A 24,741-nucleotide genomic window follows, 5' to 3' on the forward strand; every position below is an offset into this window, starting at 1 on the left:
AGTGAGGAACTGCGATGACACTCTCGAACCCCGAACCCGTCGGCGAGGGCGATCCCGGCGCGACCGCCCTGTCCGCTGAGGCAGGCGCCGTCGCCGCCCGACGGGGCACCCCCTGGTACCTGCGCCTGCCGATCATCAGTCACCTGCGCAGCAGCGTCGGCCTGCAGCGCGGCATGCTGCTCACCGGCACCGTGCTGGTCGGCATCCTGCTGTTGACCGCCCTGTTCGCCCCGGTGCTCGCGCCCTACGGCTTCGCCGAGACGGGAGTCGACGGGACCCGCTTCGGCACCCAGCAGCCGCCGTCGGCCGCGCATCCGCTGGGCACCACCGTCACCGGTTTCGATGTGCTCTCGAGGGTGATCTGGGGGACCCGCACCGCGGTCGCGGTGATGGCCTGCGCGGTCGCCGCCTCCTTGTTCCTTGGGGTCGCTCTGGGGCTGCTCTCCGGATATGTCGGAGGCTGGCTGGACCGGCTGCTGGTGATGGTGGCCGATGCGGTCTACGCGTTCCCCTCCCTGCTGCTGGCGATCGTCATGTCCATCGTGATCTCCGGCGGGCAGTCCAACGCCTGGGGCGGGATCGCGGCCGCCGCGATCTCGATCACCGTGGTGTTCATCCCGCAGTACTTCCGGGTGATCCGCGCCGAGGTGGTGCGGCTGAAGGCCGAGCCGTTCGTCGAGGCCGCGAAGGTGGTGGGCACCGGGCATCACCGCATCATGGGCACGCACCTGCTGCGCAACGCCACCCGCACCCTGCCGCTGATCTTCACGCTCAACGCCTCGGAGTCGATCCTCACCCTGGCGGCGCTGGGGTTCCTGGGCTTCGGGATCGAGCCCACCAGCGCCTCCGAGTGGGGCTACGACCTCAACCGTGCGATGGCCGATGCGACCAGCGGGATCTGGTGGACCGGGATGTTCCCGGGCATCGCGATCGCGCTGGCTGTGCTCGGTGTGACCCTCGTGGGCGAGTCCATCAACGACCTCAACGACCCGCGCCTGCGCACCCGCCGTCGGCGCCGCACGCCGCGCAGGACTGCGCAGAAGCAGGTGAGGGCATGACCGCCACGCAGAACCAGGCTCCGCGCCTGGCGATCCAGGGTCTCGACGTCAGTTTCGCGACCGACGCCGGGGACGTCCACGCGGTCGACGGGGTGAGCCTCGAGGTCGCCCCCGGGGAGATCCTCGCGATCGTCGGCGAGTCCGGGTCGGGGAAGTCCGTGACGGCGCGCGCCGTGCTGGGGCTGCTCCCGGAGACGGCGGAGTCCTCCGGCGCCGTGATCGTCTCGGGCACCGATCTGGTGGGGCTGTCCGCCGCGCGCATGCGCGCCCTGCGCGGCGAGGACGTCTCGATGATCTTCCAGGAGCCCAGCAGCGCCCTGAACCCGGTCTTCCCCATCTGGTGGCAGCTCGGCGAGGGGCTGCGTGCGCACCGCCCGAAGATCACCAAGAAGGAGATCCGCGCCGAGGCGGTCCGTGCGCTCGAATCGGTGGGGATCCCTGACGCCGCCGAGCGGATCGATCGCTATCCTCACGAGTTCTCCGGCGGGCAGAAGCAGCGCATCATGATCGCGATGGCGCTCGCGCTCGGCGCCGAGCTGATCGTCGCCGACGAGCCCACCACTGCGTTGGACGTCACCGTGCAGGCCGAGATCCTCGGTCTGCTGCGAGAGATCCGGGAGAGCCACGGCACCTCGATCATCGTGATCACCCACAACATGGGCGTGGTCGCGGACCTCGCCGACTCCGTCGCCGTGATGTACCACGGGCGGATCATCGAGCGGGCCGGGGTGCGGGAGCTGTTCGCGAGCCCTCGTGAGGAGTACACGCAGAAGCTGCTCGCCGCGGTGCCGCACCTGGGCCGGAACTCGGCCTGGACCGCGCTCGAGCCCGCGCAGCAGCAGGCGATCGACGCTGCGGAGCCGGTGGTGGTGGCGAAGGACCTCGTCATCGAGTATCCGGGCCGGATGGGCAAGCCCGCATTCCGGGCGGTCAAGGGGGTGGACTTCCAGATCCGCGCCGGCGAGGTGTACGGGCTGGTGGGGGAGTCCGGCTCCGGCAAGACCACCATCGGCCGCGCGATCGCGGGCCTCGAGCGCACCACCGGCGGCAGCCTGAGCGTGCTGGGGCATGAGATGAACGGGATGCGGGAGAAGGCCTTCAAGCCCCTGCGCCGACGGATCGGGTTCGTCTTCCAGGATCCGGCGACCTCCTTCAACCCGCACCTGACCATCGAGCAGTGCATCGCCGAACCGCTGATCGTGCATGAGCAGCAGCTGGGCCCCGTCGAGCGCGGGAAGCGGGTGCGCTCCCTGCTGGAGGCGGTCGAGCTGCCCGGCACCTACGCCGAGCGATACCCGCATGAGCTCTCCGGTGGCCAGCGCCAGCGCATCTCGCTGGCCCGCGCCCTGGTGCTCGAGCCCGAGCTGCTGATCGCCGACGAGCCGACCAGCGCGCTGGACGTCTCGGTGCAGGCGACGGTGCTGGACCTGTTCCGCGAGCTGCAGACGCGACTGGGCTTCGCAGCCCTGTTCATCAGCCACGACCTGGCGGTCGTGGACTCCCTCGCCCATCGCATCGGGGTGCTCTTCCGCGGCGACCTGGTCGAGGACGGCCACGGACCGGACGTGCTGCAGCGACCCACCCATGAGTACACGCGCAAGCTCATCGCCTCGCTGCCGGTGCCGGATCCGATCGAGCAGGAGAAGCGGCGCGTCGCCTTCGCCGCAGAGTGGGGACGCTCCACCAGGGCGTGAGCCGAGGAACGGGGTCGCTCAGGCCGGCGTGAAGCGGGGCTCGGCGCCGTCCAGGATCTCCTCGAGGATCGGGACGTCAGGCTCCGCCCATTCCCGCCCGGCGAGCTGCTCGCGGGCGAGCCACTCGAGGGCGTCATGGTCGGTGCTCGCGGTCGGCGGCGCGCCGCGCAGCCGAGCCCAGTAGCAGTCCAGGTGCAGCTCGTGGTCCCCGGCCGTGCCGATGCCGCGGCCGATCAGCCAGCCCACCTCGACCTCGACGCCCAGCTCCTCCCGCAGCTCTCGGATCAGAGCCTGCTGCGGAGACTCGCCCTGCTCGATCTTGCCGCCGGGGAACTCCCAGAGCCCTGCCGCGCTCTTGCCCGGCGCACGACGCGCGGCGAGGGTCCGGTCGCGGTCGATGATCACCGCACCGACCACGCGCAGGGGCGGCAGGTACTCATCGTCCTCCTCCTCGGCGAAGCCGACGTCGTGACTCCACCAGGAGTGGGCGCAGCCCAGGCACTCACGATCCGGGCCGGGACCGGTGCATCCCTCCCACAGCACCCACGCAGGGGAGGAGTTATACACCTCCCTCACGGGCATCCCGATCACGTGGTGCAGCACCTGGTCAGCGCCGCAGCGGGGGCAGGTGCCTCGCACCCATTCGAAGCTCATGGGCCCAGTGTCCACGAGGGGTGGGACGGACGAGCCTCCCGTTCAGCTCCAGGTGACAGGCCGCTAGGGATCGGCCATGTCGACGTGGGGGATGCTCATCCCGCCGCCGAGCCACATCTCGCACACGCCGTTCTGGCCGTCCTTGGTGCAGTCGATGGTGGTCTCCACCGAGCCGACGCTGCTGCCCTGGACATCGGTGGGCTCGTCGTAGGAGGGCGCGGCCTCCATCGTGTCGAGGGTGCGCTGGGTGTCCTCTGAGATCGAGCGCTTCACCATGCCCTCGACCATGGTCCAACCATCGGAGCTGGTCTCCGGCACTGCCCCCATGCCGCAGCCGCCCTCGAGCGCGGTCGATGCCAGGCAGTCGTCGACCGCTCGCCGATGATCACCGGAGCCGTGGGACCGATGATACCGAGTCGCGGTCGAGCGTCACGAGGAGGGCAGCGCCTCGAGCACATCCTCTCCGTACTCGGCGAGCTTCTTCGCGCCGACGCCGCTGACCGCTCCGAGCTGCGCGACCGACGACGGACGGGCTTCGACGATCCCCACCAGAGTGGCGTCGGAGAACACCATGTACGGCGGGATCTGCTTCTCCTTCGCGACGCTGGTGCGCCAGGCACGCAGAGCCTCGAAGCGCTCCCGCAGTGCGGGCTCGAGGCTCTCGGCCGCACGGGAGGCGCCCGAGGCTCGTCGGCTGCCTCCGCGTGCGGGACGCGTCGGGGCGCGGTCCACGGCGAGCTCGACGGTGGCCTCGCTGCGCAGCACCGGCCCGGCCTGCGAACCGGGCACCAGCACTCCGTAGTCACCCTCGGCATCCACGATGCCGCGCGCCAGGAGCTGGCGGATCGCAGTGCGCCATTCCTTCTCGCTGAGCTCGCTGCCGATGCCCCAGACGCTCAGCTCCTGATGACGGGACTGGCTGGAGCGCTCGTTCTCCCTGCCCAGGAGCACCTCGATGACCTGCCCGGAGCCGAACTTCTGGCCCCGTTCCCGGTCCAGTCGGATCAGCGCCGAGAGCAGCTTCTGCGCGGCGACGGTCGCATCCCAGGTCTGCGGCGGGTTCAGGCAGGTGTCGCAGTTCCCGCAGTTCTCGAACTCCGACTCCTGACCGAAGTAGCTCAGCAGCTGCACCCGGCGGCAGGAGACCGTCTCGCACAGGGCCAGCATCGCATCCAGGTGCGAGCGGGCATTGCGCTTGAAAAGCTCGCTGCTCTCCCCGGTGTCGATGAACTTGCGCTGACTGACCACGTCCCCCAGGCCGTAGGCCATCCAGGCAGTCGAGGGCTGCCCATCACGGCCCGCGCGGCCGGTCTCCTGGTAGTAGCCCTCGATGGACTTGGGCAGGTCGAGATGGGCGACGAAGCGGACGTCGGGCTTGTCGATCCCCATCCCGAAGGCGATGGTCGCCACGATGATCAGACCGTCGGCGCGCAGGAACCGCTCCTGATGGTCCTGACGCACCGCCGCATCGAGACCTGCGTGATAGGGCAGAGCCGGGATGCCCCGCGCGACCAGCGCCTCGGCGGTCTGCTCCACGCTCTTGCGGGAGAGGCAGTAGACGATGCCCGACTCGCCCTCGTGCTCGGTGGTGATCAGCCGCAGCAGCTGCTCACGGGGGGAGGCCTTGGGCTCGATGCGGTACTGGATGTTGGGACGGTCGAAGCTGGAGACGAAGTGCTCCGCGTCCTGCATCTGCAGCCGCTCGGTGAGCTCGCGGTGGGTGGCCTCGGTGGCGGTCGCGGTCAGCGCGATCCGCGGCACGGCGGGGAAGGCCTCGGCGAGCACCGACAGACCCAGGTAGTCGGGACGGAAGTCGTGACCCCACTGGGAGACGCAGTGCGCCTCGTCGATCGCGAACAGGGCCAGCCGGGCGCGGCGCAGCAGCTCCTGGGTGCGGGGGAGGACCAGTCGCTCGGGCGCCATGTACAGCAGGTCCAGCTCCCCGGCCAGCAGCTGCTGCTCGACCGCCTGTGCCTCGTGGAAGTCGAGGGTCGAGTTCAGGTAGGCGGCGCGGAGGCCGACGGCTTCGAGCGCCGCGACCTGGTCGCTCATCAGGGCGATCAGCGGGGAGACCACGATGCCGGTGCCCTCGCGCAGCAGCGAGGGGATCTGGTAGCACAGCGACTTGCCGCCGCCGGTGGGCATCAGCACCACCGCGTCGCCGCCGCGGGCGACCTGCTCGATGATCGCGGCCTGATCGCCGCGGAAGGAGTCGTAGCCGAAGACGCGCGAGAGGATCTCCAGCGCAGCGTCCACCTGCCCGGCGTCACCCTCGCGGAGAGCGGAGATCGGATCGGCGGCAGTCGAGGAGGTCATGGTGGCCACTGTAGGCGGGCGGGGGGACGGGCCGCCAGCGGGGTGTCGGTGATGTGGACGAGGGGGCCGGGCCGCGTGCGGACCCTACGATGACCTCAGGTTGAGGCTTGGTGGTGCCGCGAGTGCCCCCGGTGGTTGGATCCTTTCCATCCGGTGATTAGCTTCTACGCTGACTGCCGTTCCGCGTTGAGCTGGCCTGCATGCGTATTGCCGTCCCCGGATGGGAAGGACCGGCCGGCGTGACTTGATAGGAGCATGCAGCTGCCCCACTGAGGTTTGTCCGCCGACCGGCCCGACCGTTCGACCCCCACTCGAATACAGGGGAGCCAGTCACCATGGTGATCTTGATCGGCGCGGACGTCCATAAGAGCTCGCACACCTTCGTCGCGGTCGACGCGGCGGGCAAGCAGATCGGGCAGATCACTGTCCGCGCGACTCATAGCGGTCACGAAAAGGCCTACCGATCAGCCAGGAAGTCCTTCATCGAGCAGGACCGTAGGTGGGGGCTGGAAGACTGTCGCCACCTCACCGGTCTCCTCGAACGCAACCTCCTCGCCCACGGAGAGCCCGTGGTCGAAGTGCCGGCGAAGCTGATGGCTCGCCAACGCGCAGCAGCGCGCACCCGCCGGAAGTTCGACCCGATCGATGCCCTCGCCGTCGCGCGGGCGATGGCCCGTGAAGGGGATCTGCCGGCCGTTTTCACTGACGAATAAGCACGAGAGATCAAGCTGGTCCTGGCCCGTCGTGAGGACCTGGTCGCGGAGCGGACCCGGGTGATCAACCGCCTGCGCTGGCACCTGCACGAGCTCGATCCCGAGGTCGACCCAGCACCACGTGGTTTGATCCATCGACCAGCCCAGGAACAGGTGGGGGACCTGATCGAGGCGAGCGAGGGGATCGTCGCGGAGATCGCGGGCATGGTCCTTGCCGATCTTGAACGGCTGCCACTCGATCAGCGAGCTCGATGCGCGGCTGTGTGCCATGGTCCGCGAGGCGGAGCCGGTACTGCCGGCGATCCCCGGGTGCGCGTAGTTGTCGGCCGCGAAGATCATGGCCGAGACCGCCGGGATCGAACGGTTCGCGAACGAGGGGAAGTACGCGATTTTCGCCGGCCGCGCTCCGATCCCGGTCTCGTCAGGCGAGACAGAAGGCGGAGCCCGTCTGATCAGGGGCGGGAATCTTCAGCTGAACTGTGCAATCCACCGCGTCGCCATCACCCAGGCCCGTATTGAGGGACCGGGCAAGGGCTACTACGAACGACTCCGCGAACAAGGAAAGACCGTGCTGGAAGTCCTGCGCTGCATGAAGAACCAGATCGCTCGACGCATCTGGCGGACCCTCACCCGAACCCCCCAGCAACGGGCCATCACCAACACTCCGATCCCCCTGGAACCCGACTCGGCGATTCGCCTCGAGCAAGCCGTTCGACATAGGAGATACGCGTGTCCGCGCCGGAGGTTCGACTGCGCCCCGCCCGCTTCGAGGATGCCGAGGCCGCCGGGGCGATGCATCTGTTGGCTCCCGTATCTCGCCTCACAGATGCCGTTCCTCCGAGGTGGAATCCGCACGAGCCATGCGCCGAACATCGGTGCGGTGCGGCCGGCGGTGTGTACGCATGCATAAGATCGATGCATGGCCAGCGGTGATCAGCTCCGTCTCTCGCACGGCGAGATGCTCTATGTCAGCACCGGACGGATGGTTCTCGGCGAGCTGGCGGTCGCGCTGATCTCCTCGGCCACCTTCATCGTGCTCACAGTACTTGTGATGGGTGGGCTGCAGAACGGCTGGGAAGAGCCTACCTGGGAATGGCAGCCGGCTCTCGCTGTTGCGGATGCCGTGGGTGCGACGCTTCTCGAGGACGCCTGGTCGCTCCTGGGCGTCTTCGCGACGGTTCTCGTCGCGGTCGCACTCGCCGGCCGGGGGACGTTCACGCCGGTGGAATTCCAGGACACAGCGGTGAAGACCCATGCAGGGCTCTTGAAGGGCGGAACGGATCGGCGGCTCTCGCTCCGCATCGTCGGCCGTATCGGCACATTCTGTGGGCTCTACCTCGCTTTCGCATGCGTGCTGATCATGGTCCACGTCGTTTATGGAACCGCGACCGGCAGCGAGAACGGCGCCGGACGGGCAGCCATCGTCGTCCCGGTGATGGCGGGTGGACTTCTCCTCGCCGCGCGCATCGGCGCTTTCGTCTCCGATGTCGAAACGCAGCTCAGTGAGCTGAGAAGAACCCGGGCAGTGCTGACGATGCGCTGCTACCAACTGAGACGGCGCATCGCACCGATGGAGGAAGCATCGAGTCCATTGGCAGCGGTCCGCCTCATCGTCGCCGAAACGCTCGTGCTCCTCCTGGTGCCGACCCTGATTCTTGCCGAGAGTGCAGTCCTTCTGGGCGCCACGGAGGAGATGCTCACGCACTATCTGATCTTCTTGTTCCTCACGACTCTCCTTGCGCTGATCACCGTGATGACGCCGTGGATGACCGACGTGCTCGAGGGGTGGTCTGAGAAGGCCTTCATGATCTGGTGGTGGTGCATCGCCGTCCTCTCCCAAGTGCTGTGGTCCGCCCTGAGTCTTCAGCTGTTCCTCCTCTCCGGGGGATGGGCGTCCGCTTCGCTCGTGGTCGCCGCCATCGCCTACGGAGTGCAGATCCTCTGGCATGCCCGCCGCTACGTCGCGGTGCGGCGCGCCCAACGCACGACCGAGGACGGTGATCCGAGCGCACACGTCTCTCCGAGTTCGAAGGCAGTCTCGCCGTTCTTCACCACGGATCGGGTCGTGCTCGGGGACCGCATGCGCCAGCTGCACAGAGTGGAGCAACAGATCCTCGATCTCGAGAAGGACCGAGGCGGCCGCCAAGCGGACAGCCTCAGTCGTAGGGCCCGGAGACGGCCATTCGTGCCCCGGCGCGATCCCGCCTCGACGGCTTCGCATCCATGACCACGGCCGCGCATTCCTCCACGTCACAAAGCCTTCGATCGTAGGCTGGCAGGAATCACATCAGTAGTGAGCCCTGTCCCCGACACGAAGTCGTGCGGGAGAGCCCGACCATCCTGAGGAGTCCGTCGCAAGTCCAGCGCGCCCGAAACTCGCTCCGTCCGGGAGGAGGTCACGGCGATCTCGCGCGCCACGCGCCCTCTCTGAACCACGTGGTGGAGAGGCTCATCCCCTTCGCCCCCGTGTTCTCGATCGTCCTGACCTTCATCGTCGCGGCCCTTGGACCGCTCCTCGCCGACACCGGCCCGGCCGATCTGGCGGTGCACTGGGGCGATGGGCTGTCCGGACTGCTCGCGTTCATGACCCAAATGGCCTTGATCCTGCTCAAGGGCCACATCCAGGCGAACACCGGGCCGGTGCGGAAGCTCCTCGCTTTCCTCGCCTCGATCCCGAAGACCGAGCTGACCGCTTACGTCTTCGTCTTCATGGTGGCCGCCGTGGCGTCCCTCATCACCTGGGGTCTGGGGCTGGTGGTGGGTGGTCTGCTGGCACGCGAAGTGGCCTACCAGGGCCGTGAACGCGGGTTGAAGCTGCACTTCCCGATGCTGGTGGCCGCAGGCTTCGGCGGTTTCGTCGTCTGGCACATGGGCTACTCGGCCTCCGGCCCGCTCACCGCCGCGACCGAGGGCTCGTTCCTCGCGGAGTCCCTCGGCGGGCAGACAATCCCCATGTCCGAGACGGTCTTCTCCGGATGGAACATGATCGCTGCGGTGGTGACGATCCTCTTCGTCGCCGTCGCCCTGTTCCTGGTCGCCCCACGCAAGGGCGACCCCATCACGGAGCTGTCGATCGACGCGCGCGACGTGGCGGAGGACGGCCAGGAGCAGATCGTCACCCCGGCCGACCGGCTCGATGCCAGCCGCCTGGTGACCGGGCTGACCGGTCTCGCGCTGGTGGTCTATCTGGTGCTGCACTTCACCCGCGGCGGCACCTTGACCCTGGACACCGTGAACTGGTCCTTCCTGGCCCTGATCCTGCTGATGGTGAAGAACCCCTTCGAGCTGATCCACCTCACCAAGAACGCCGCCTCCCACGTGGGTGAGATCCTGCTGCAGTTCCCGCTCTACGCCGGAATCCTGGGGATGATGGTCGGCTCCGGGCTGGTGCAGGTCTTCTCCGACGCCTTCGTGTCGATCTCCACCAGCACCACCTTCGGACTGTTCGCCTTCCTCGCAGCGGGCCTGGTGAACTTCTTCGTCCCCTCCGGCGGCGGGCAGTTCGCGGTCCAGGGGCCGATCATGCTCAGCGCCGGCGCCGAGCTCGGTGTGGATCCGGCGATCACCATCATGGCCGTCTCCTACGGCGACCAGTGGACGAACATGATCCAGCCGTTCTGGGCGATCCCGCTGCTGGCCATCGCCGGGCTGAAGATGCGCGACATCCTCGGCTACACCACGATCGTGCTCATCGCCTCCGGCATCGTGTACGCAGGGACGCTGCTGATCGTCTCGCTGTGAGCGTCAGCCCTTCCCGCTGATCCGCTCCCAGACCACGCCACCGCCGGCATCCCAGATATCGCCGCCGTCACCGACCACGACCAGCAGCGACCGCGCCCGCGAGAGCCCGACGTAGAGCAGCTGCGGGGCGCGTTCGGCGGAGCCGAAACCGTTCACCGCGAGCACCACGACGGGGCGTTCGAGACCCTTGAAATTGAGCACGTGCCCGTAGAACACCTCCGTCGCGGCGAAGAATCCGTCCCAATAGGCGTCGAAGCCATAGAGGTCGATCTGCTCCTTCTGCACCGGGTGGCGGCTGCGGGTGGTGAGCAGCGCGATCTGTCCCGGCTCCCACCCCTCGTCCATGAGCTTCTCGACCACATCGTCCGCGGCGGCCACCGCCTCCTGCGCATCGGCCTCGACGAAGCGCACGGGCGCGCCCTCCGCCATGCGGGCGTTCTGCTCCAGAGGAGTCAGCGGGGCGAAGGTATGGGCGATGCGGCGGGTGTTGCGCAGATTGTCATCCAGCGGGAAAGGGTTCAGGGTGATCGGGGCGCGACCCTCCCGGTCGAAGACCGTCTGGTGCTCGTCCGTGAACACGAACAGCACCCCTTCCTCGGGACTGCGCAGGCAGGGCTGCAGGGAGTCCCACCAGATGTCTGCGAAGTCCTGCGCCTCGTCGACGACGATCGCGTCGAAGAGCTCGTCGGCGAGCTGCGCGGACGCGAGCTCGGCGAGACGCCGGGGGAGGTGCTTCTCGTAGTACGTGGCGGCAGCGCCGTCGAACTCGTCCTCGGACTCCGCGCCCCAGTGCACCGGAAGGTCGTGGAAGAGCCCCACATAAGCGGGCCGCTCCTCCTCCGGCCAGGTCGCCGCCAGCAGCTGGAAGTGGCGGGCGAGCCCCCGTGAATAGCAGAGCAGGGCTGTGCGGAAACCGTCGCGGGCCAGGGCACGCGCCTTGATCATCGCCAGGTGGGTCTTGCCCGAACCGGCGCCGCCCAAGATCTGGGCGCGATGCTGGAAGCGCAGCAGGGCGATCGCCCGCTCCTGCTCACGGGTCAGGGCATTGCCCTCATCGGCGATCTCGCGCGCCAGCAGCTGATGGTTCTCGATCGCCTGATGGGTGCGGCGCAGCATCTTCACCGCATGACGGCACTGCCTCTCATCGAGCGGCTCGAACCCCTCGCGGGTGTGCGAGGCGAGGGCACGGACGATCCGCTCAGCCAGCCGGGGCAGGTCGCTCGCATCGAGGGTGAGGCTGCGCGGGGCGTCGGGGACGTTCCAGTCCCCGGGCAGCTGCGTGTACGGGAAGACGGCCAGGTGCACGGCGCGGCCGATGTTCTGCGACGAGGTGGCGCCCAGATAGTCGATGATCTGATGCTTGGCCTGTTGTGCCTGGGCGATGGGGGACTTCTTCAACTCCCGCTCGCCGGTGCGATCACCCTGGTACCAGCGCCCCTCGCGCAGTGAGATCCGGCCGCCCTTGACCTCGATGACCGCGACCCCGAAACCCGGCCACAGCACCAGCAGATCCGCCTCGATCTCCTCACCGCCGGCCGTGACCCGCTGTCCCGCGATCAGCACTGCATTCTCCGGCAGCTGCTCGCGCAGATGCTCCCACACCTCCCGCTCTGCCTGGGAGGCGAAGTCGGGGGACCCGGGATGCAGGATCGGCATGAGGTCTCCTCGTACGCTTCGTCACGACGCTGCTGCTGCCAGGCTATCGACCCAGGTGGAGGAAGAGCGCTTCGGGCGCCGCCCCTGCGCGAGGTGAATCAGTCGCAGGTGTCGCAGACCCCGGTCGCCGGCAGCGCGTAGAAGCAGCTCGGGCAGAAGCTGAGCCGCTCCTCGCCCTTGGCCGCCGTGGCTGACCGCGGGCGGAAGGAGGACAGCGCCAGCCCGTGCCAGTCCGGCTCGGGGCGGTCCTCGGGCGCCAGCCCCTTGCGGAACTCGACATATCCCGGGTAGAGGTACATCACCGATCGACCTTCGGCGTCCTGGGCGGTGACGCTGCCGTTGGATGCGGTGCGGTAGAAGCCCACCGCCTCCACCCGATCGAAGTTCTCGCCGATCAGGCGGATGTCCCCGACCGACCAGTCAGGATTCCAGCCCAATGCTTCGGTGCGGGTCATCCGGCGGCGGTGGGAGAGATCCGTTGTCATCTGCCCAGTAGAGCACGGTGTGCCGAGGGCGGGCGACCGGTCAGGTGATGGCCGCGCGCCGGATATCCCCGATCCGGCGCGCAGACCGGGAGATTCTCTCACGCCGGGCCGCCTCGGGGCGATCCCGTCGGCGGCAGTCCCCGTCCGCTGAGGCGGAGCGGTCTGGGCTCGATCGAGTCGTGAGTTCGGTGCCGTGAAGGGGTCCTTCTGTGCAGGGACCGATGCTCAGCTGCGGGCCGCGAGGAGCTCGGCCACCGCGGTGTTGACTGCGGCATTCATCTCCGGGTCGGAGAGGGCCGCCGTCCCATCGCCGGGCTGCGCACCGTAGTCGCCGAAGCTCGCATGGCTCGCGCCGTCGATCTCGACCATGGTCGCTGTGCTCGGCAGGCGGTCACGGTGCGCGGCGATGTCCGCCGGGGTGGACAGCCCGTCCTCGCTGCCCGCGATGCTCAGCACGGGCAGCTGCGAGGTGGAGAGGTCATCGGCGCAGTACGCCGCGAACAGCACCAGGGCGTCGGCCTCGGGGGCGAGCTGGCAGGCACGCACCCCGCCCAGCGAGTGGCCGCCCACGAGCCAGGACCGGACCTCCGGGGCGGAGCCGGTGAAGAGGTCGAAGTCGCGCCGATCCAGCAGGGCCAGGTTCAGCGTGGGCTTCACGATCACCACGGTCATGCCCTGCTCGATGACCAGGCCCGCCAGTCGCGCCGCATAGGCCTCAGGCTCGACCTTCGCCCCGGGATAGAAGACGAGCCCGGTGCGGGCGGGGCCGGACTCCGCCGGCTGCAGGAGCAGCGAGGCGTCGGTCTCGGCGAGCGAGAGGCGAGGGTCCTCGACGACGGCGCGCCATGGCGCCGGCTCCGCGGACATCACTCCGATCCGGCTCCATGCCACGATGCCCACCACCGCGAGCATCACCAGCACGAGCACGGCGACCAGGGCTCGCCGCAGCCAGCGGCGAGACGAACGGGCGGACATCATGGGAGCACGGTAGTACGTGCAGCGCGCGGCTCCCGACCCACCGTCCCGCACCCTCTGGGTACGCTGGATCCATGACCCTTCCCGACCTGCTCAGCGCGCTCGACTCGGGTGAGACCATCCCCGCGAACTCCCCACTGCACGCCCTGATGCATGAGACGAGCCAGGAGGCGCTGCGGATCACCGGGGAGCTCAACGGCAGCTATCACGAACCGGCGCGGGTGCGGGAGCTGCTCACCGAGCTCACCGGGAGCGAGATCGACGAGAGCGTCACCCTCTTCCCGCCCTTCACCTCGGACTTCGGCAAGAACATCCGCCTGGGCAGGCGGGTGTTCCTCAACGCCGGTTGCCGCTTCCAGGACCAGGGCGGGCTCGAGATCGGCGACGACTGCCTCATCGGCCACAACACCGTGATCGCCACTCTGAACCATGACCTCGCCCCCAGCCGCCGCGGAGACCTGCACCCCTCTGCGGTGGTGATCGGGAGGAACGTCTGGATCGGTGCGAACGTCACGATCCTGCCCGGCGTCACCATCGGGGATGACGCGGTGATCGCAGCGGCGTCGGTCGTGACCACGGACGTCCCGGCAAGGGCGCTCATGGTCGGCTCCCCGGCGCGGATGCTCCGCAGCGTCGAGGACTGACTCGTCGAAAGCTGATCCACTGTGCACCGGACGTCGACACATGCGGTGCCGGGTGCGGAGGATGGTGGTCGCCGCCCACCTCTCGAGATGACCAGGCGCCCCCTCGAGGGTGCTGAGCGCATCGACTGGGTCCTCACCAACGACGACATCACCGCAGCGCGCGCGGGGATCAACGTCTCCACGAGCAGGGCAGCTCAGCGCTTGTGGTAGAGCGCCTTGTGCAGGAAGCGCGGCTCGGAGGTCACCGAGATCCCGAGGTTGCGGAAGATGTCCTCGTCGACCGTGCCCAGGATCGTGGTGGTGTGCACATCGCAGCCGGCCAGGCTGCGCAGCTGGTCGATCGCGCGTCGCGCGTTCTCATCGCTCGAGGCGGAGACCGACAGCGCGATCAGCACCTCGTCGGTGTGCAGGCGCGGATTGCGGGAGCCCAGATGCTCCGTCTTCAGGGTCTGGATCGGCTCGATCGAAGAAGGGGAGAGCAGCTGGACGGAGTCCTCGAGGCCGGCCAGGTGCTTGAGTGCGTTCAGCAGCATCGCCGCCGAGCAGCCGAGCAGGGGTGAGGTCTTGCCGGCGATGATCGTGCCGTCGGCCAGCTGGATCGCCGCGCCCGGTTCCCCGGTGCGGGACTCGACCGCGAGCGCCGGCTCCACGACGGCGCGGTCGCGGAGCGAGCATCCCGCCTTGGACATGATCATCCCGATCCGCTGGGAGACGACGTCGTCCTCGTCATTGATCCGCTCGTGCATGAGCGCCTTGTAGTAGCGGCGGATGATCTCCTGGCGCGAGGCCTCGCGGCACACCGCGTCATCCACGATGCAGTCGCCGGCGAGGTTCACCCCCATGTCGGTGGGGGAGGCGTAAGGGGATTCGCCCGTGAGCCGGTCCAGCAGAGTGCGCAGCAGCGGGAACACCTCGACGTCCCGGTTGTAGCTGGTGACCTGCGTGCCGTAGGTCGCGAGGTGGAAGGGGTCGATGAGGTTCAGGTCGTCGAGATCGGCCGTCGCCGATTCGTAGGCGAGGTTCACCGGATGCTCGAGCGGCAGGTTCCAGATCGGGAAGGTCTCGAACTTCGCATAGCCCGAGCTGATCCCGCGCTCATGATCGTGATAGATCTGCGAGAGGCAGGTGGCGAGCTTGCCGGAGCCCGGCCCGGGCGCGGTCACCACGATCAGGTCCCGGGTGGTGTGCGAGTACTCGTTCGCCCCGAGCCCCTGCGCGGAGACGATCCGCTCGGTGTCCTGCGGGTAGCCGGGGATCACGGTGTGCCGGGCGACGTTCAGGCCCAGCCGCTGCAGCCGCTCGATGAACGCGTGTGCGACGTGGTTGGAGTTCTCCAGCTGGGTGAGCACCACGTTCTCCACCAGGAAGCCGTGCTCGCGGAACACATCGATGAGGCGCAGCATGTCGTCCTCATAGGAGATGCCCAGATCTGCCCGGACCTTCTGCCGCTCGAGGTCCTTGGCGTTCAGGCACACCAGGATCTCCAGCTCGTCCTTCAGCCGATGCAGCATCGCGATCTTGTTGTCCGGGGTGAAGCCCGGCAGCACCCGCGCGGCGTGGTGGTCGTCGAAGAGCTTGCCGCCCATCTCCAGGTACAGCTTCCCGCCGATCTCCTGGCGGCGCTGCTGGATGTGCCGCGACTGCAGCTCGATGTACTTCTCGCGATCGAAGCCGATCGCGGCGGCGGACGGGGAGCTGGGACGAACATCCGGAACGGTCACCCCGGCACGCTAGCACCGTCCTGCTACGGCGAAGGTGCGAGGCGCTTCGATATGGCCACACGATCGGGCGTCACTCGGCAGGTCGCTGCCGCGCATCGCGAAGGAGACCTGCGGGCGATACGAATCGACATCCGGTCCGGGGCAGGCGGTCGGCGGTGTCGCCGCGAGAGCCTTGCGCGGTCCTGGGAAATCGGCCATGATGAGCTACGCCACACCCCGTGCACGCGCCGCAGCTGGTGCGCCGGACCCTTCGCCCCCTCACCGCAATTCCACATTCCAGGACCACACCTGGTGTCGATTCGAATCGACACGAGTTCTTGAGAGAAGAGACGACGATGTCTAACCCCACCCGAGCTCATTCCGTCAGCCCCCTGCCCCGCACGGCCACCTCACAGATCACCCGTCGCTCACTCGGCGCCCTGGCCGCGGTGCCCGGTCTGCTCTCCCTGGCCGCCTGCGGCGGTTCCGGAGGTGACTCCTCCTCGGGCGATGCGACGGTGCTCCGCGTCGTCGACTACTACAACACCCCGGCCGACGATGTCGTCATCCAGGAGACTCTCGACGCGGTGGCCGCCGAGGTCGGGGTGACGATCAACCGGGAGAAGGTCCCCGGGGAGCAGCTCATCCAGAAGGTCCTGCAGATGAGCTCCTCGAAGACCCTCCCGGACCTGCTGATGCTCGACAACCCGGACCTCCAGGAGATCGCGAGCTCCGGAGCACTGGTCCCGCTGGAAGACTTCGGGATCGACACCAGCGGCTTCAAGCAGGAGATCCTCGACGCCGGCACCTTTGAGGGCAAGGTCTACGGCCTGGCACCGACCGTCAACACCATCGCGCTGTTCTACAACACGGCGCTGCTCACCGAATCCGGGCTCGAGCCGCCGACCACCTGGGACGAGCTGAAGTCCACCGCCAAGGCGCTCACCCATGACGACGTCTATGGCGTCGCTTTCTCCGCGATCGCCACTTACGAGGGCACCTGGCAGTTCCTGCCGTTCATGTGGTCCAACGGCGGCGACGAGACCGACATTGCCACCCCTGCGGTCGCCGGCGCCGCCCAGCTGTGGGCGGATCTCGTCGCCGACGGCTCCGCCTCCAAGGGCGTGGTCAACTGGGGTCAGGGCGACGTGATCGATCAGTTCAAGGCAGGAAAGGCAGCGATGGCGGTCAATGGGCCCTGGAACATCGTGGGCCTGCAGACCGATGCGCCCGACCTCGAATGGGACGTGGCGATCATTCCGGTCCCGACCGAGGGCGAGGACTCCGTCGCCCCGCTCGGCGGTGAGGTCTGGACCATCCCGCAGACCGGCGACACCGAGAAGCAGAAGAAGGCCGCCGAGGTGCTCCAGAAGTTCGTCAGCGCCGAGAACCAGCTGAAGATGGGAACGGCACGCAACACGATTCCCGCGGACACCGAGGCCGCCCAGACCTTTGCCGGCGAGCATCCCGAGCTCGCCACCTTCGTCGAGCAGGTCTCCACCGCCCGCTCCCGGACCGGCAAGCTCGGCACCGAATGGCCCGCCACCGCCAAGGCGATCTACACCGCCTATCAGCAGGTCCTCGTCGACGGCACGGATCCGGAGACCGCCTTCGCTGACGCCGCCGCGTCGTTGGGCTGACCGACATGACCACCCTCGCCGCCACCGCGGAACCAGCGCGGTCCCCGGCAGCCGGCCGTCGGCGGCGCGCCGGCGGGTCCGCGCTGGTCCGCTACGGATTCATCGCTCCGGCTGCCCTCTACCTGCTCCTGTTCTTCGGCTATCCCATCGTCAAGAACTTCACGATGAGCTTCCAGGAGTACACCTCCGCGACGTTCTTCAGCGGGGAGGCTCCCTTCATCGGGCTCGCGAACTACCTCGCGGTGTTCGACGATCCGATCTTCACCAAGGCGCTCGTGAACACTGCGATCTTCACGATCGTGTCGATCGCCGGGCAGTTCATGATCGGGATGGCGCTCGCGCTCTTCTTCCGCAAGAGCTTCCCCCTCTCCGCCGTGCTGCGCTCCATGCTCCTGCTGCCGTGGCTGCTGCCGATGATCGTCTCGGCGGCTGTCTGGCGCTGGATCCTCGAGCAGGACAGCGGAATCCTCAACCAGTTCCTCGAGGCCATCGGGGTGATCTCCTCTCCCATCCCATGGCTCACCAGCTCGGACACCGCGCTCATCGCCGTGGTGATGGTCAACATCTGGCTCGGGATCCCCTTCAACGTGGTGCTGCTGTACAGCGGGCTGCAGGCGATCCCGGAGGAGCTCTACGAGGCCGGCGAGATCGATGGCGCCACGGGCTGGGCAGCGTTCCGTCACATCACGCTGCCCTTGCTTCGTCCCGTGGTGCTGGTGGTGCTCCTGCTCGGGGTCATCTACACGATCAAGGTGATCGATCTGATCCTCGGGCTGACCGGGGGCGGGCCCGCCAACGCCACCCAGACCATCGCCACCCGCAGCTATGAGATGAGCTTCATCGAGTTCGACTTCGGGCAGGGTGCGGCGCTCGGCAACGTGCTGATCGTGATCGCCTTGCTGTTCTCCATCGTCTATCTGCGTGCCAATGCCCGCGCCGCGAAGAGGGGATGACGCCATGACCTCCGTTCTGAATGCTCGTCGTCCGTCGGGGCCCACGCGGCATCGACCGCTGCTCTCCCGCAACTCCTCCGCCCGGCGTGGTCTGCGCACGTTTTTCGGGATCGTGTTCGTCGGGATCATGCTGTTCCCCATCTATTGGATGCTGAACGCCTCCCTGGCCCCCGGAGGCAACAGCCTCAACATCCAGCTGTTGCCCCTGCAGCCGGACCTGAGCGGATATGTCCGAGCGTTCGCCGATCAGGGCCAGAATCTCGTGACCTCCATGATCGTCGCGATTGGGGCGGCCGTGCTATCGCTGGTGATCGCGACGCCCTGTGCCTACGCCCTGGCGCAGTTCCCAATCCGTGGCAGCAACACGCTGCTGTTCGTGGTGCTCATCGCGCAGATGATCCCCGGTATCGTCATCGCCAACGCGCTCTACACCGCGTACAACTCGCTCGGGCTGCTCAATACGCTCACCGGGCTGGTGCTGGCCGACGCCACCGCCGGGATCCCGTTCTCGATCCTCATCATCAGAGCGTTCATGGAATCCTTCCCGAAAGAGATCGTGGAAGCCGCGCAGATCGACGGCTGCGGTCACGTCCGGGCGTTCTGGTCCATCGTGCTGCCGGTGAGCGTGAACTCTCTGATCACCGCCGGGATCTTCTCGTTCCTGTTCGCCTGGAGCGACTTCCTGATGGCTCTGACGCTCACCACAGGCCAAACGATCCGTCCGGTGACCCTCGGGCTCTACAACTACATCGGGACGAACGACACCGACTGGAGCTCCGTGATGGCGACCGCTGTCATCGCCTCGGTCCCCGCGGTCGTCCTGATGATCGCTGCCCAGAAATACATCGCCGCCGGTGCCACCGGCGGGGCTGTCAAGTGATGACCCCTCGCTCCGCTCCACCCACAGAAGGACACCTATGCCCATGAACACCAGCCCCCTGCGCGTCACCGTCTGGGGCGAGAACCGCCACGAGCAGCGCGACGCCCGCGTGCGCGAGCTCTATCCCGAGGGGATGCACTCCGCGATCCGCGACGGGATCGTCGAGAACCTCGGCGAGGAGGTGACCACCAGCTTCGCCCTGCTGGACGATCCCGAGCACGGTCTCAGCGAAGAGGTCCTCGCTCAGACCGACGTGCTCACCTGGTGGGGGCACATGGCCCACGACGAGGTCTCCGACGAGGTCGCAGAGCGGGTCCAGAAGCACGTGCTGGCCGGCATGGGACTGGTGGTCCTGCACTCCGGCCACTGGTCCAAGCCGTTCACCCGCCTGATGGGCACCACCTGCACGCTGCGCTGGCGCAACGAGGCCGACCGCGAGCTGGTGTGGACCGTGAACCCCTCGCACCCGATCGCCGAGGGCGTGCCGCATCCGATCGTCATCCCCGAGCAGGAGATGTACGGCGAGCACTTCGACATCCCGGTGCCCGACGAGCTGGTCTTCGTCTCCTCCTTCAGCGGGGGAGAGGTGTTCCGCTCCGGCTGCACCTTCCGTCGCGGCAAGGGCAAGATCTTCTACTTCAGCCCTGGCGATCAGGACTACCCCGTCTACCAGCACCAGGATGTCCGGCGCGTCATCGCCAACAGCGTGCGGTGGGCCCGGCCGGCGGTCGCCGACCGTGAGGTGCCCTTCCTGGACCGGTATGAGACCGAATGGTTCACCACCGGCGCCGTCGGCCAGGGCGTGGGCGATGCGGCAGCCGCAGGGAAGGGCGCATGAGCACGAACGCCCTCGCCGCAGCACCGGCCCCTGTGCCGGTCGTCGTGATCGGAGCCGGTGGCATGGGACGGGCCTGGATCGGCACCGTGCTGCGCAGTGACGCGGCCCGGCTGGTCGGGGTGGCAGATGTGCTCGAGGGCGCTGCGGAACGAGCCGTGTCCGAGGTGGTGCCCGAGGAGCAGCGGGCGGGGATCGCCACCGGGACCGACGCCCTCGAGGTCGCCCGGCGCTCCGGCGCGGAGGCGGTCATCGACGTGACGATCCCCGCCGCCCACCACGCCGTGACCGCCGACTCCCTGCACGCCGGATACCCGGTGCTGGGGGAGAAGCCCTGCGCCGCGACCCTCGCCGAGGCGGTCTCCCTCGCCGGCCACGCCGAGGCCACCGGGAAGCTGTTCATGGTCTCCCAGTCCCGGCGCAACAACCCCCACCTGCACGAGGCGCGGCGCCTGGCCGACGAGCTCGGCGGCGCAGGGATCGTGGACACCCGCTTCTACAAGGCGCCCCGCTTCGGCGGCTTCCGCGACGAGATGGCGCACCCGCTGATCGTGGACATGGCGATCCACGCCTTCGACGCCGGGCGGGTGCTGATCGACGGCAGCCCGCTGGCCGTCACCGCCACCTCCTACAACCCCTCCTGGAGCTGGTACGCCGGAGACGCCGCTGCGACGGTCACCATCACCTATGACAGCGGCGCCGTGCACACCTTCGCCGGTTCCTGGGCCGCTCCGGGCGCGGAGACCAGCTGGAACGGTGACTGGCGGATCAGCTGCGAGCAGGGGAGCGTGCTCTGGGACGGCGAGGCCGAGCCCACTGCCCACCGTTCCGGCGCGGAGGCTGTCGTCGGCCGCACTCCGGATCCGGAGGCGCGCTGGGAGTTGGAGGACTCCCTCGACCGGTTCTGCGCGGCGCTGCGGGGCGGGTCGGTGCCGGACTCCGAGGTGCGTGCGAATGTGTGGACCCAGGCGATCGTCGAGGCGGCGGTGCGCTCCGCCGACACCGGGACGCGCGTGCAGCTCGCGGACCTGCTCGAAGAGGCCCTGGCCGCCGCGCGGATCCTGGACTCCGCCGACGGGCGCAGCTCGGCGCTGCAGTCATGGAACACTGGCACCTCGGGGCTGAGCATCGGGTGAGCACAGCCGGGGAGGGATACCTGGCATGGCGGTGAAGAAGATGGCGGCGAGGAAGAAGGCTCCGACGAGCCAGGACGTCGCGCGGCTGGCCGGGGTCTCCCAATCCACCGTGAGCTATGTGCTCACCGGCTCCCGGCCGATCTCCGAGGAGACCCGTGGCCGGGTCGAGGAGGCGATCGCGAAGCTCGGATATCACCCGAACTCCGGCGCCCGTACCCTGCGCTCCCGGCGCAGCGGCGTGATCGGCCTGATGGTCCCCGAGACCGGCTCCGACGACGGCGTGCTGATGGTCTTCATCGCTGCGATCGCCCGCGAGGCCCGCCTGCGCGGCTACGACATCCTGCTGGTCACCGCGCATGAGGGGGCGGCAGGGATCCGGCGGGTGGTCCGCACCGGGGTGTGCGAGGGTCTGATCCTGATGGAGCTGGACCGCTATGACGAGCGCGTCGCCCCGGTGATCGAGTCCGGGCTGCCCTTCGTGACGATCGGCAAGCCCGAGGAGTTCCCGCAGGGCTCCGTGGTCGACCTCGATTTCGAGATGCTCGGCCGCATGGTCGTGGAGCGGACCCTCGAGGAGGGCTGCGACCGGCTGCTGCTGTTCGGCGCTCCGGGCCGCAAACGGTCCCGCAACGATGTCGCCCGCTTCCTCTCCGGCGTCGAGGCCGCCGCCGAGGGGGAGCAGCTCGAGGTGGTGCTCGACGGGGGAGCGCTCGCCGAGGTGCCGGATCGGGCGCTGCGGATCACGCTCCCCAATCAGCGCACCGCCCTGTTCGGCATCACGGGGGTGCGTCAGGTGCTGTTCGCGATGGCCGCGACCGGCGCGCTGGTGGACGAGACCCGGCTGCTCATCGGGCTCAGCGGCGAGGACCTCGTGGACATCAGCCCGCTGCTGGCCGCGGTGCCGCAGATCGACCCCCGCCGGGTGGAGATCAGCGAGCTCGCCGTCGGGGAGCTGGTGCGGCTGCTCCAGATCGAGGGCGCCGGTCCCCGGATCACCCTGGTGGAGCCGCGCTGGCTCGAGGGCTGATCACGCGCGCAGCGGCATCGCGCCGGACCGCCACAGCAACGTCGTCACCGCCCATGCCGGCAGTGCGATGCCGAGCACCGGCATCAGGCCGGGAACGGTCTGAGCCACCCAGATCGCAGCGGCGAGCACAACGGCGATGAGCAGCGCGACCGTCGGCCGCCGCAGCAGCAGCACCAGGCCCATCCGCAGCAGTCGGCCGACGGGATCGTCGAAGTGGGCGGCCAGCGGCCACACCACCGAGCTCAGCAGCACCAGCACCACAGTCAGCACCACCACCAGCCCGCTCACCAACGGAGCGATCGACCCCAGGGAGACACCGGTCAGCACCGCCCGGTCCAGGGCGAGCAGCAGCCATCCCAGCAGCAGCGCTCCGCCCAGGCGGTGGGCCCGCCAGAACTCCTCGCGCCATGCGCTCCAGAACTCGGTCCAGAGCCGGGGCCGGGCGCGAGGAAGGTCGCCGGTCTCCTCCGCAATCTGCTCGAGCCGGTCCTCGCGCAGCACGGTGCACAGCGCTGCCGTCGCCGGCAGCACCCCGAGCACCACGGCGCCGGCCAGAGCGCCGAGCACCCACAGCAGCTGCAGCAGGAACAGTCGCAGCGCCAGCTCTCCCAGCACCAGGTGCCAGCGCACCAGCTGAGGCATCAGCCTCCCCGGGGTAAGTGCGTGAAGCTCAGTGCTCGCGCGGCAGCCAGATGCGCATGGCTCCGGGCCCGCGATTGCCCCAGCGGGAGAAGGGCGTCGTGGAGACGGTGATCCGGTCGTCCGAGCGGTGCGCGCCGTCGGCGGAGCGGTAGAGCTCCCCGCCGTCGCAGCGGTGCAGCAGCGAGATCTCGAGGCCGCCGTCGTCCCTCGCGCTCGCCGTCGTCTCGGCGGGCACGAGCAGGTCGTCGACCTCGACGCCGCTCGGCAGATCGATCTGCTCGACGCAGTGGACGATCGGTCCCCTCTCGAGGGCTACGCAGCCGCGGGTCGCATCCACACGGGGGTGCGAATGCGTCCAGCGCGGAGGCATGTCGAGGATGAGCACCGTGCCGTCGACGTCCTCGAGGGCGAGCTCGAGCCGCTGGGACGAGAGCTCTCCATCGCTCAGCGGACGCTCCGCGCCGTCGGCCGCAGTGACCGAGCCGCTGCGCACCCAGCCCGGGATCCGCACCCCGAGTCGCGCGCCCTCAGCGGCGCTCAGCGGCGACAGGCGCAGGCGGAGGACTCCGGAGGCGGGATAGTCGGTCTCGACGTGGAGGGTCCCGACGCCCACCTCGGCAGGGAGCGAGACGGACATGTCGGTGAGCTGGAGCAGCTCGAGGCTCGCTCCCGCCGCTCCCGGCCGCCAGGCGGCGACGTAGGCGCCGAGCTGGGCGATGGTGCGCGCGATGTTCGGCGGGCAGCAGGCGCAGGAGTACCACTCCTGGCGTTCGGCCGGCGCGTTCTCCTCGTCGAACCGGTCCGGCCTGCGCTGCAGCGGGTTCGAGTAGAAGAAGCGGGTCCCCGTGGCATCGATCGAGGCGGCCAGCGCGTTGTGGATCTCCCGTTCGATGACGTCCCCATGGCGGGGATCGTCACCGGCGAGCATCATCCGCCAGGTCCAGTGGAGGTCAGCGATGGTCGCGCAGGTCTCCGCATAGGCGCGGTCCGAGGGCAGCTCGTGGTCGTTGCCGAAGGACTCGTCGCGATGACGCGAGCCGAAGGCCCCCGAGAGGTACATCTTGCGGGTGTGGACCCGATCCCACTGCTCGTCCATGACCTGTCCCAGTGCGGCCTCGCCGGTCTCGAGGAAGAGATCGCTCACGCCGGCGTTCAGGTACAGCTGACGCACCGCATGGCCGGTGGGGTCCGCGGCCTCGCGCACCGGCAGATGGTCCTGGAAGTAGTGGGAGCCGAAGCCCCCGCCGGGGAGGATGTCGCGCCCGCGCTGGTCCACCAGGTGCTGGGCGAGGTCCAGATGGCGCTGCTCGCCGGTGTGGCGGAACAGCTCGACCAGGGCGGTCTCGATCTCGGGGTGACCCGGGATGCCATCCTCCCGGCCGGGTCCGAAGCGACGCTCCACCAGGTCCACGAAGCGCACCGCGAGGTCGAGCAGGTCCGTGCGCCCGTCGGTGCGGGCCAGGGCGATGCCCGCCTGCAGCCAATGGCCCAGCACGTACAGCTCGTGCGTCCAGTGCAGCTCCGCGAACTTCTTCTCCGGGTGCACGCCCTGGATCCAGGTGTGCAGATAGCCGCTGGGCTCCTGGGTGCGGGCGATCAGCGCGATCATCTCGTCGAGCCAGATGTCATGCGCGGTGGTGCCGGAGCGGCCGATCTCCCAGGCGACGGCTTCGATGACCTTAAAGAGGTCCGAGTCGGCGAAGACGAAGCCGCGATGCTCCGCGCCGGATTCCCCGATCAGCCGCCGGAAGTTGTCGATCACCCCGGAGCTCTCGAGCTGCGCGATGCAGTGGGGGATGGTCGCGGAGGCGTTCAGCTCCTGCCAGGCGCCGAGGCTGCCTCGCGGGTTCAGCACGACCTCGGAGAGGTCCAGCGGGCGGAGTCCCTGCTGGCGCTGGGCGCGGGGGAGTGCCGGAGCCGGACGGGTGGAGCGCGAGGGAAGGGCAGGCACAGAGAAACTCCTCATCGAGATGTGATGCAGGCCATCCTGAG

23 protein-coding genes are annotated in these 24,741 nt (G+C 68.6%); 14 read left to right on the plus strand and 9 right to left on the minus strand.

Annotated elements, in window-relative coordinates:
• Positions 1-14 precede the first annotated feature (14 nt).
• A complete protein-coding gene (locus tag Q0937_RS11915) occupies positions 15-1,058 on the plus strand; it encodes an ABC transporter permease (RefSeq protein ID WP_299303869.1) in 1,044 nt (347 codons plus the stop codon).
• Complete coding sequence (locus Q0937_RS11920; RefSeq protein WP_299303871.1) at positions 1,055-2,752, plus strand: ABC transporter ATP-binding protein; 1,698 nt, start codon at positions 1,055-1,057, stop codon at positions 2,750-2,752. The genes Q0937_RS11915 and Q0937_RS11920 overlap by 4 nt, the downstream gene beginning before the upstream one ends.
• Positions 2,753-2,770: 18 nt before the next feature.
• On the opposite strand, the gene Q0937_RS11925 is transcribed toward Q0937_RS11920, so the two are convergent.
• The 3 genes from Q0937_RS11925 to recQ form a co-directional block, all read right to left on the minus strand.
• Complete coding sequence (locus tag Q0937_RS11925) at positions 2,771-3,406, minus strand: (deoxy)nucleoside triphosphate pyrophosphohydrolase (RefSeq protein ID WP_299303873.1); 636 nt, start codon at positions 3,404-3,406, stop codon at positions 2,771-2,773.
• A gap of 63 nt (positions 3,407-3,469) precedes the next feature.
• Positions 3,470-3,733, minus strand: a complete 264-nt coding sequence (locus tag Q0937_RS11930; protein ID WP_299303875.1) for a hypothetical protein — start codon at positions 3,731-3,733, stop codon at positions 3,470-3,472.
• A gap of 102 nt (positions 3,734-3,835) precedes the next feature.
• Positions 3,836-5,722 (minus strand): DNA helicase RecQ, encoded by a 1,887-nt coding sequence (recQ, locus tag Q0937_RS11935; RefSeq protein ID WP_299303877.1) that lies wholly within the window; start codon positions 5,720-5,722, stop codon positions 3,836-3,838.
• A 335-nt stretch (positions 5,723-6,057) separates the two neighbouring features.
• On the opposite strand from recQ, the gene Q0937_RS11940 reads away from it, so the two are divergent.
• The 4 genes from Q0937_RS11940 to Q0937_RS11955 all read left to right on the plus strand — a co-directional run bounded on the left by Q0937_RS11940 (position 6,058) and on the right by Q0937_RS11955 (position 10,176).
• Positions 6,058-6,435, plus strand: coding sequence for a transposase (locus Q0937_RS11940; RefSeq protein WP_299303879.1), 378 nt, complete (start codon positions 6,058-6,060; stop codon positions 6,433-6,435).
• A 337-nt stretch (positions 6,436-6,772) separates the two neighbouring features.
• Positions 6,773-7,345: a transposase gene (locus Q0937_RS11945; RefSeq protein ID WP_299303880.1), complete on the plus strand. Its 573-nt coding sequence runs from the start codon at positions 6,773-6,775 to the stop codon at positions 7,343-7,345.
• Positions 7,346-7,354: 9 nt separating this feature from the next.
• Entirely contained in the window at positions 7,355-8,662 is a 1,308-nt protein-coding gene (locus Q0937_RS11950) for a hypothetical protein (RefSeq protein WP_299303882.1), read from the plus strand.
• Between the two features lie 200 nt (positions 8,663-8,862).
• Entirely contained in the window at positions 8,863-10,176 is a 1,314-nt protein-coding gene (locus Q0937_RS11955) for a short-chain fatty acid transporter (protein ID WP_299304064.1), read from the plus strand.
• Positions 10,177-10,179: 3 nt separating this feature from the next.
• Here the strand turns inward: Q0937_RS11955 and Q0937_RS11960 are convergent, their stop codons facing one another.
• The 3 genes from Q0937_RS11960 to Q0937_RS11970 all read right to left on the minus strand — a co-directional run bounded on the left by Q0937_RS11960 (position 10,180) and on the right by Q0937_RS11970 (position 13,295).
• Positions 10,180-11,832, minus strand: coding sequence for an NERD domain-containing protein (locus Q0937_RS11960; protein WP_299303884.1), 1,653 nt, complete (start codon positions 11,830-11,832; stop codon positions 10,180-10,182).
• Positions 11,833-11,930: 98 nt separating this feature from the next.
• Positions 11,931-12,317 (minus strand): hypothetical protein, encoded by a 387-nt coding sequence (locus Q0937_RS11965; protein WP_299303886.1) that lies wholly within the window; start codon positions 12,315-12,317, stop codon positions 11,931-11,933.
• A gap of 225 nt (positions 12,318-12,542) precedes the next feature.
• Positions 12,543-13,295: an alpha/beta hydrolase gene (locus Q0937_RS11970; protein WP_299303888.1), complete on the minus strand. Its 753-nt coding sequence runs from the start codon at positions 13,293-13,295 to the stop codon at positions 12,543-12,545.
• A 71-nt stretch (positions 13,296-13,366) separates the two neighbouring features.
• Here Q0937_RS11970 and Q0937_RS11975 point away from each other — a divergent pair, with 71 nt between their 5' ends.
• Positions 13,367-13,936: a DapH/DapD/GlmU-related protein gene (locus Q0937_RS11975; protein WP_299303890.1), complete on the plus strand. Its 570-nt coding sequence runs from the start codon at positions 13,367-13,369 to the stop codon at positions 13,934-13,936.
• A gap of 87 nt (positions 13,937-14,023) precedes the next feature.
• Positions 14,024-14,146 (plus strand): hypothetical protein, encoded by a 123-nt coding sequence (locus Q0937_RS11980; protein WP_299303892.1) that lies wholly within the window; start codon positions 14,024-14,026, stop codon positions 14,144-14,146.
• Here Q0937_RS11980 and Q0937_RS11985 read toward each other — a convergent pair.
• Complete coding sequence (locus Q0937_RS11985; protein ID WP_299303893.1) at positions 14,131-15,657, minus strand: DUF1846 domain-containing protein; 1,527 nt, start codon at positions 15,655-15,657, stop codon at positions 14,131-14,133. The two genes, Q0937_RS11980 and Q0937_RS11985, sit on opposite strands and share 16 nt — an antisense overlap.
• A gap of 335 nt (positions 15,658-15,992) precedes the next feature.
• On the opposite strand from Q0937_RS11985, the gene Q0937_RS11990 reads away from it, so the two are divergent.
• From Q0937_RS11990 to Q0937_RS12015, 6 genes are all read left to right on the plus strand, one after another.
• Positions 15,993-17,276, plus strand: a complete 1,284-nt coding sequence (locus Q0937_RS11990; RefSeq protein ID WP_299303896.1) for a sugar ABC transporter substrate-binding protein — start codon at positions 15,993-15,995, stop codon at positions 17,274-17,276.
• 5 nt (positions 17,277-17,281) lie between these two features.
• Positions 17,282-18,229 carry a carbohydrate ABC transporter permease gene (locus Q0937_RS11995; protein ID WP_299303898.1) on the plus strand — a complete coding sequence of 316 codons (948 nt, stop codon included), beginning with the start codon at positions 17,282-17,284 and terminating at the stop codon, positions 18,227-18,229.
• 127 nt (positions 18,230-18,356) lie between these two features.
• Positions 18,357-19,109 (plus strand): carbohydrate ABC transporter permease, encoded by a 753-nt coding sequence (locus Q0937_RS12000; protein ID WP_299304065.1) that lies wholly within the window; start codon positions 18,357-18,359, stop codon positions 19,107-19,109.
• A 37-nt stretch (positions 19,110-19,146) separates the two neighbouring features.
• Positions 19,147-19,947, plus strand: a complete 801-nt coding sequence (locus Q0937_RS12005) for a ThuA domain-containing protein (protein ID WP_299303900.1) — start codon at positions 19,147-19,149, stop codon at positions 19,945-19,947.
• On the plus strand, positions 19,944-21,080 hold the full coding sequence (locus tag Q0937_RS12010; protein WP_299303902.1) for a Gfo/Idh/MocA family protein: 1,137 nt from the start codon (positions 19,944-19,946) through the stop codon (positions 21,078-21,080). Before Q0937_RS12005 ends, Q0937_RS12010 begins: the two co-directional genes overlap by 4 nt.
• A gap of 25 nt (positions 21,081-21,105) precedes the next feature.
• A complete protein-coding gene (locus Q0937_RS12015; protein WP_299303904.1) occupies positions 21,106-22,107 on the plus strand; it encodes a LacI family DNA-binding transcriptional regulator in 1,002 nt (333 codons plus the stop codon).
• Here Q0937_RS12015 and Q0937_RS12020 read toward each other — a convergent pair whose 3' ends face one another.
• Both Q0937_RS12020 and Q0937_RS12025 read right to left on the minus strand, forming a co-directional pair.
• Positions 22,108-22,749, minus strand: a complete 642-nt coding sequence (locus tag Q0937_RS12020) for a DUF624 domain-containing protein (protein WP_299303906.1) — start codon at positions 22,747-22,749, stop codon at positions 22,108-22,110.
• A 28-nt stretch (positions 22,750-22,777) separates the two neighbouring features.
• Complete coding sequence (locus Q0937_RS12025; RefSeq protein ID WP_299303908.1) at positions 22,778-24,700, minus strand: glycoside hydrolase family 127 protein; 1,923 nt, start codon at positions 24,698-24,700, stop codon at positions 22,778-22,780.
• Positions 24,701-24,741 lie beyond the last annotated feature (41 nt).

Origin of the sequence: uncultured Brachybacterium sp. (assembly GCF_947500705.1) — a bacterium.
Classification (GTDB): domain Bacteria; phylum Actinomycetota; class Actinomycetes; order Actinomycetales; family Dermabacteraceae; genus Brachybacterium.

Excerpts from the sequence above, each read along its gene's own strand:
- Q0937_RS11915 (WP_299303869.1), top strand. The coding sequence starts at position 15 with ATGACACTCTCGAACCCCGAACCCGTCGGCGAGGGCGATCCCGGCGCG.
- Q0937_RS11920 (WP_299303871.1), top strand. The coding sequence starts at position 1,055 with ATGACCGCCACGCAGAACCAGGCTCCGCGCCTGGCGATCCAGGGTCTC.
- Q0937_RS11925 (WP_299303873.1), bottom strand. The coding sequence starts at position 3,406 with ATGAGCTTCGAATGGGTGCGAGGCACCTGCCCCCGCTGCGGCGCTGAC.
- Q0937_RS11930 (WP_299303875.1), bottom strand. The coding sequence starts at position 3,733 with ATGGGGGCAGTGCCGGAGACCAGCTCCGATGGTTGGACCATGGTCGAG.
- recQ (WP_299303877.1), bottom strand. The coding sequence starts at position 5,722 with ATGACCTCCTCGACTGCCGCCGATCCGATCTCCGCTCTCCGCGAGGGT.
- Q0937_RS11940 (WP_299303879.1), top strand. The coding sequence starts at position 6,058 with ATGGTGATCTTGATCGGCGCGGACGTCCATAAGAGCTCGCACACCTTC.
- Q0937_RS11945 (WP_299303880.1), top strand. The coding sequence starts at position 6,773 with ATGGCCGAGACCGCCGGGATCGAACGGTTCGCGAACGAGGGGAAGTAC.
- Q0937_RS11950 (WP_299303882.1), top strand. The coding sequence starts at position 7,355 with ATGGCCAGCGGTGATCAGCTCCGTCTCTCGCACGGCGAGATGCTCTAT.
- Q0937_RS11960 (WP_299303884.1), bottom strand. The coding sequence starts at position 11,832 with ATGCCGATCCTGCATCCCGGGTCCCCCGACTTCGCCTCCCAGGCAGAG.
- Q0937_RS11965 (WP_299303886.1), bottom strand. The coding sequence starts at position 12,317 with ATGACAACGGATCTCTCCCACCGCCGCCGGATGACCCGCACCGAAGCA.
- Q0937_RS11970 (WP_299303888.1), bottom strand. The coding sequence starts at position 13,295 with ATGATGTCCGCCCGTTCGTCTCGCCGCTGGCTGCGGCGAGCCCTGGTC.
- Q0937_RS11975 (WP_299303890.1), top strand. The coding sequence starts at position 13,367 with ATGACCCTTCCCGACCTGCTCAGCGCGCTCGACTCGGGTGAGACCATC.
- Q0937_RS11980 (WP_299303892.1), top strand. The coding sequence starts at position 14,024 with ATGACCAGGCGCCCCCTCGAGGGTGCTGAGCGCATCGACTGGGTCCTC.
- Q0937_RS11990 (WP_299303896.1), top strand. The coding sequence starts at position 15,993 with ATGTCTAACCCCACCCGAGCTCATTCCGTCAGCCCCCTGCCCCGCACG.
- Q0937_RS11995 (WP_299303898.1), top strand. The coding sequence starts at position 17,282 with ATGACCACCCTCGCCGCCACCGCGGAACCAGCGCGGTCCCCGGCAGCC.
- Q0937_RS12000 (WP_299304065.1), top strand. The coding sequence starts at position 18,357 with ATGCTGTTCCCCATCTATTGGATGCTGAACGCCTCCCTGGCCCCCGGA.
- Q0937_RS12005 (WP_299303900.1), top strand. The coding sequence starts at position 19,147 with ATGCCCATGAACACCAGCCCCCTGCGCGTCACCGTCTGGGGCGAGAAC.
- Q0937_RS12010 (WP_299303902.1), top strand. The coding sequence starts at position 19,944 with ATGAGCACGAACGCCCTCGCCGCAGCACCGGCCCCTGTGCCGGTCGTC.
- Q0937_RS12015 (WP_299303904.1), top strand. The coding sequence starts at position 21,106 with ATGGCGGTGAAGAAGATGGCGGCGAGGAAGAAGGCTCCGACGAGCCAG.
- Q0937_RS12020 (WP_299303906.1), bottom strand. The coding sequence starts at position 22,749 with ATGCCTCAGCTGGTGCGCTGGCACCTGGTGCTGGGAGAGCTGGCGCTG.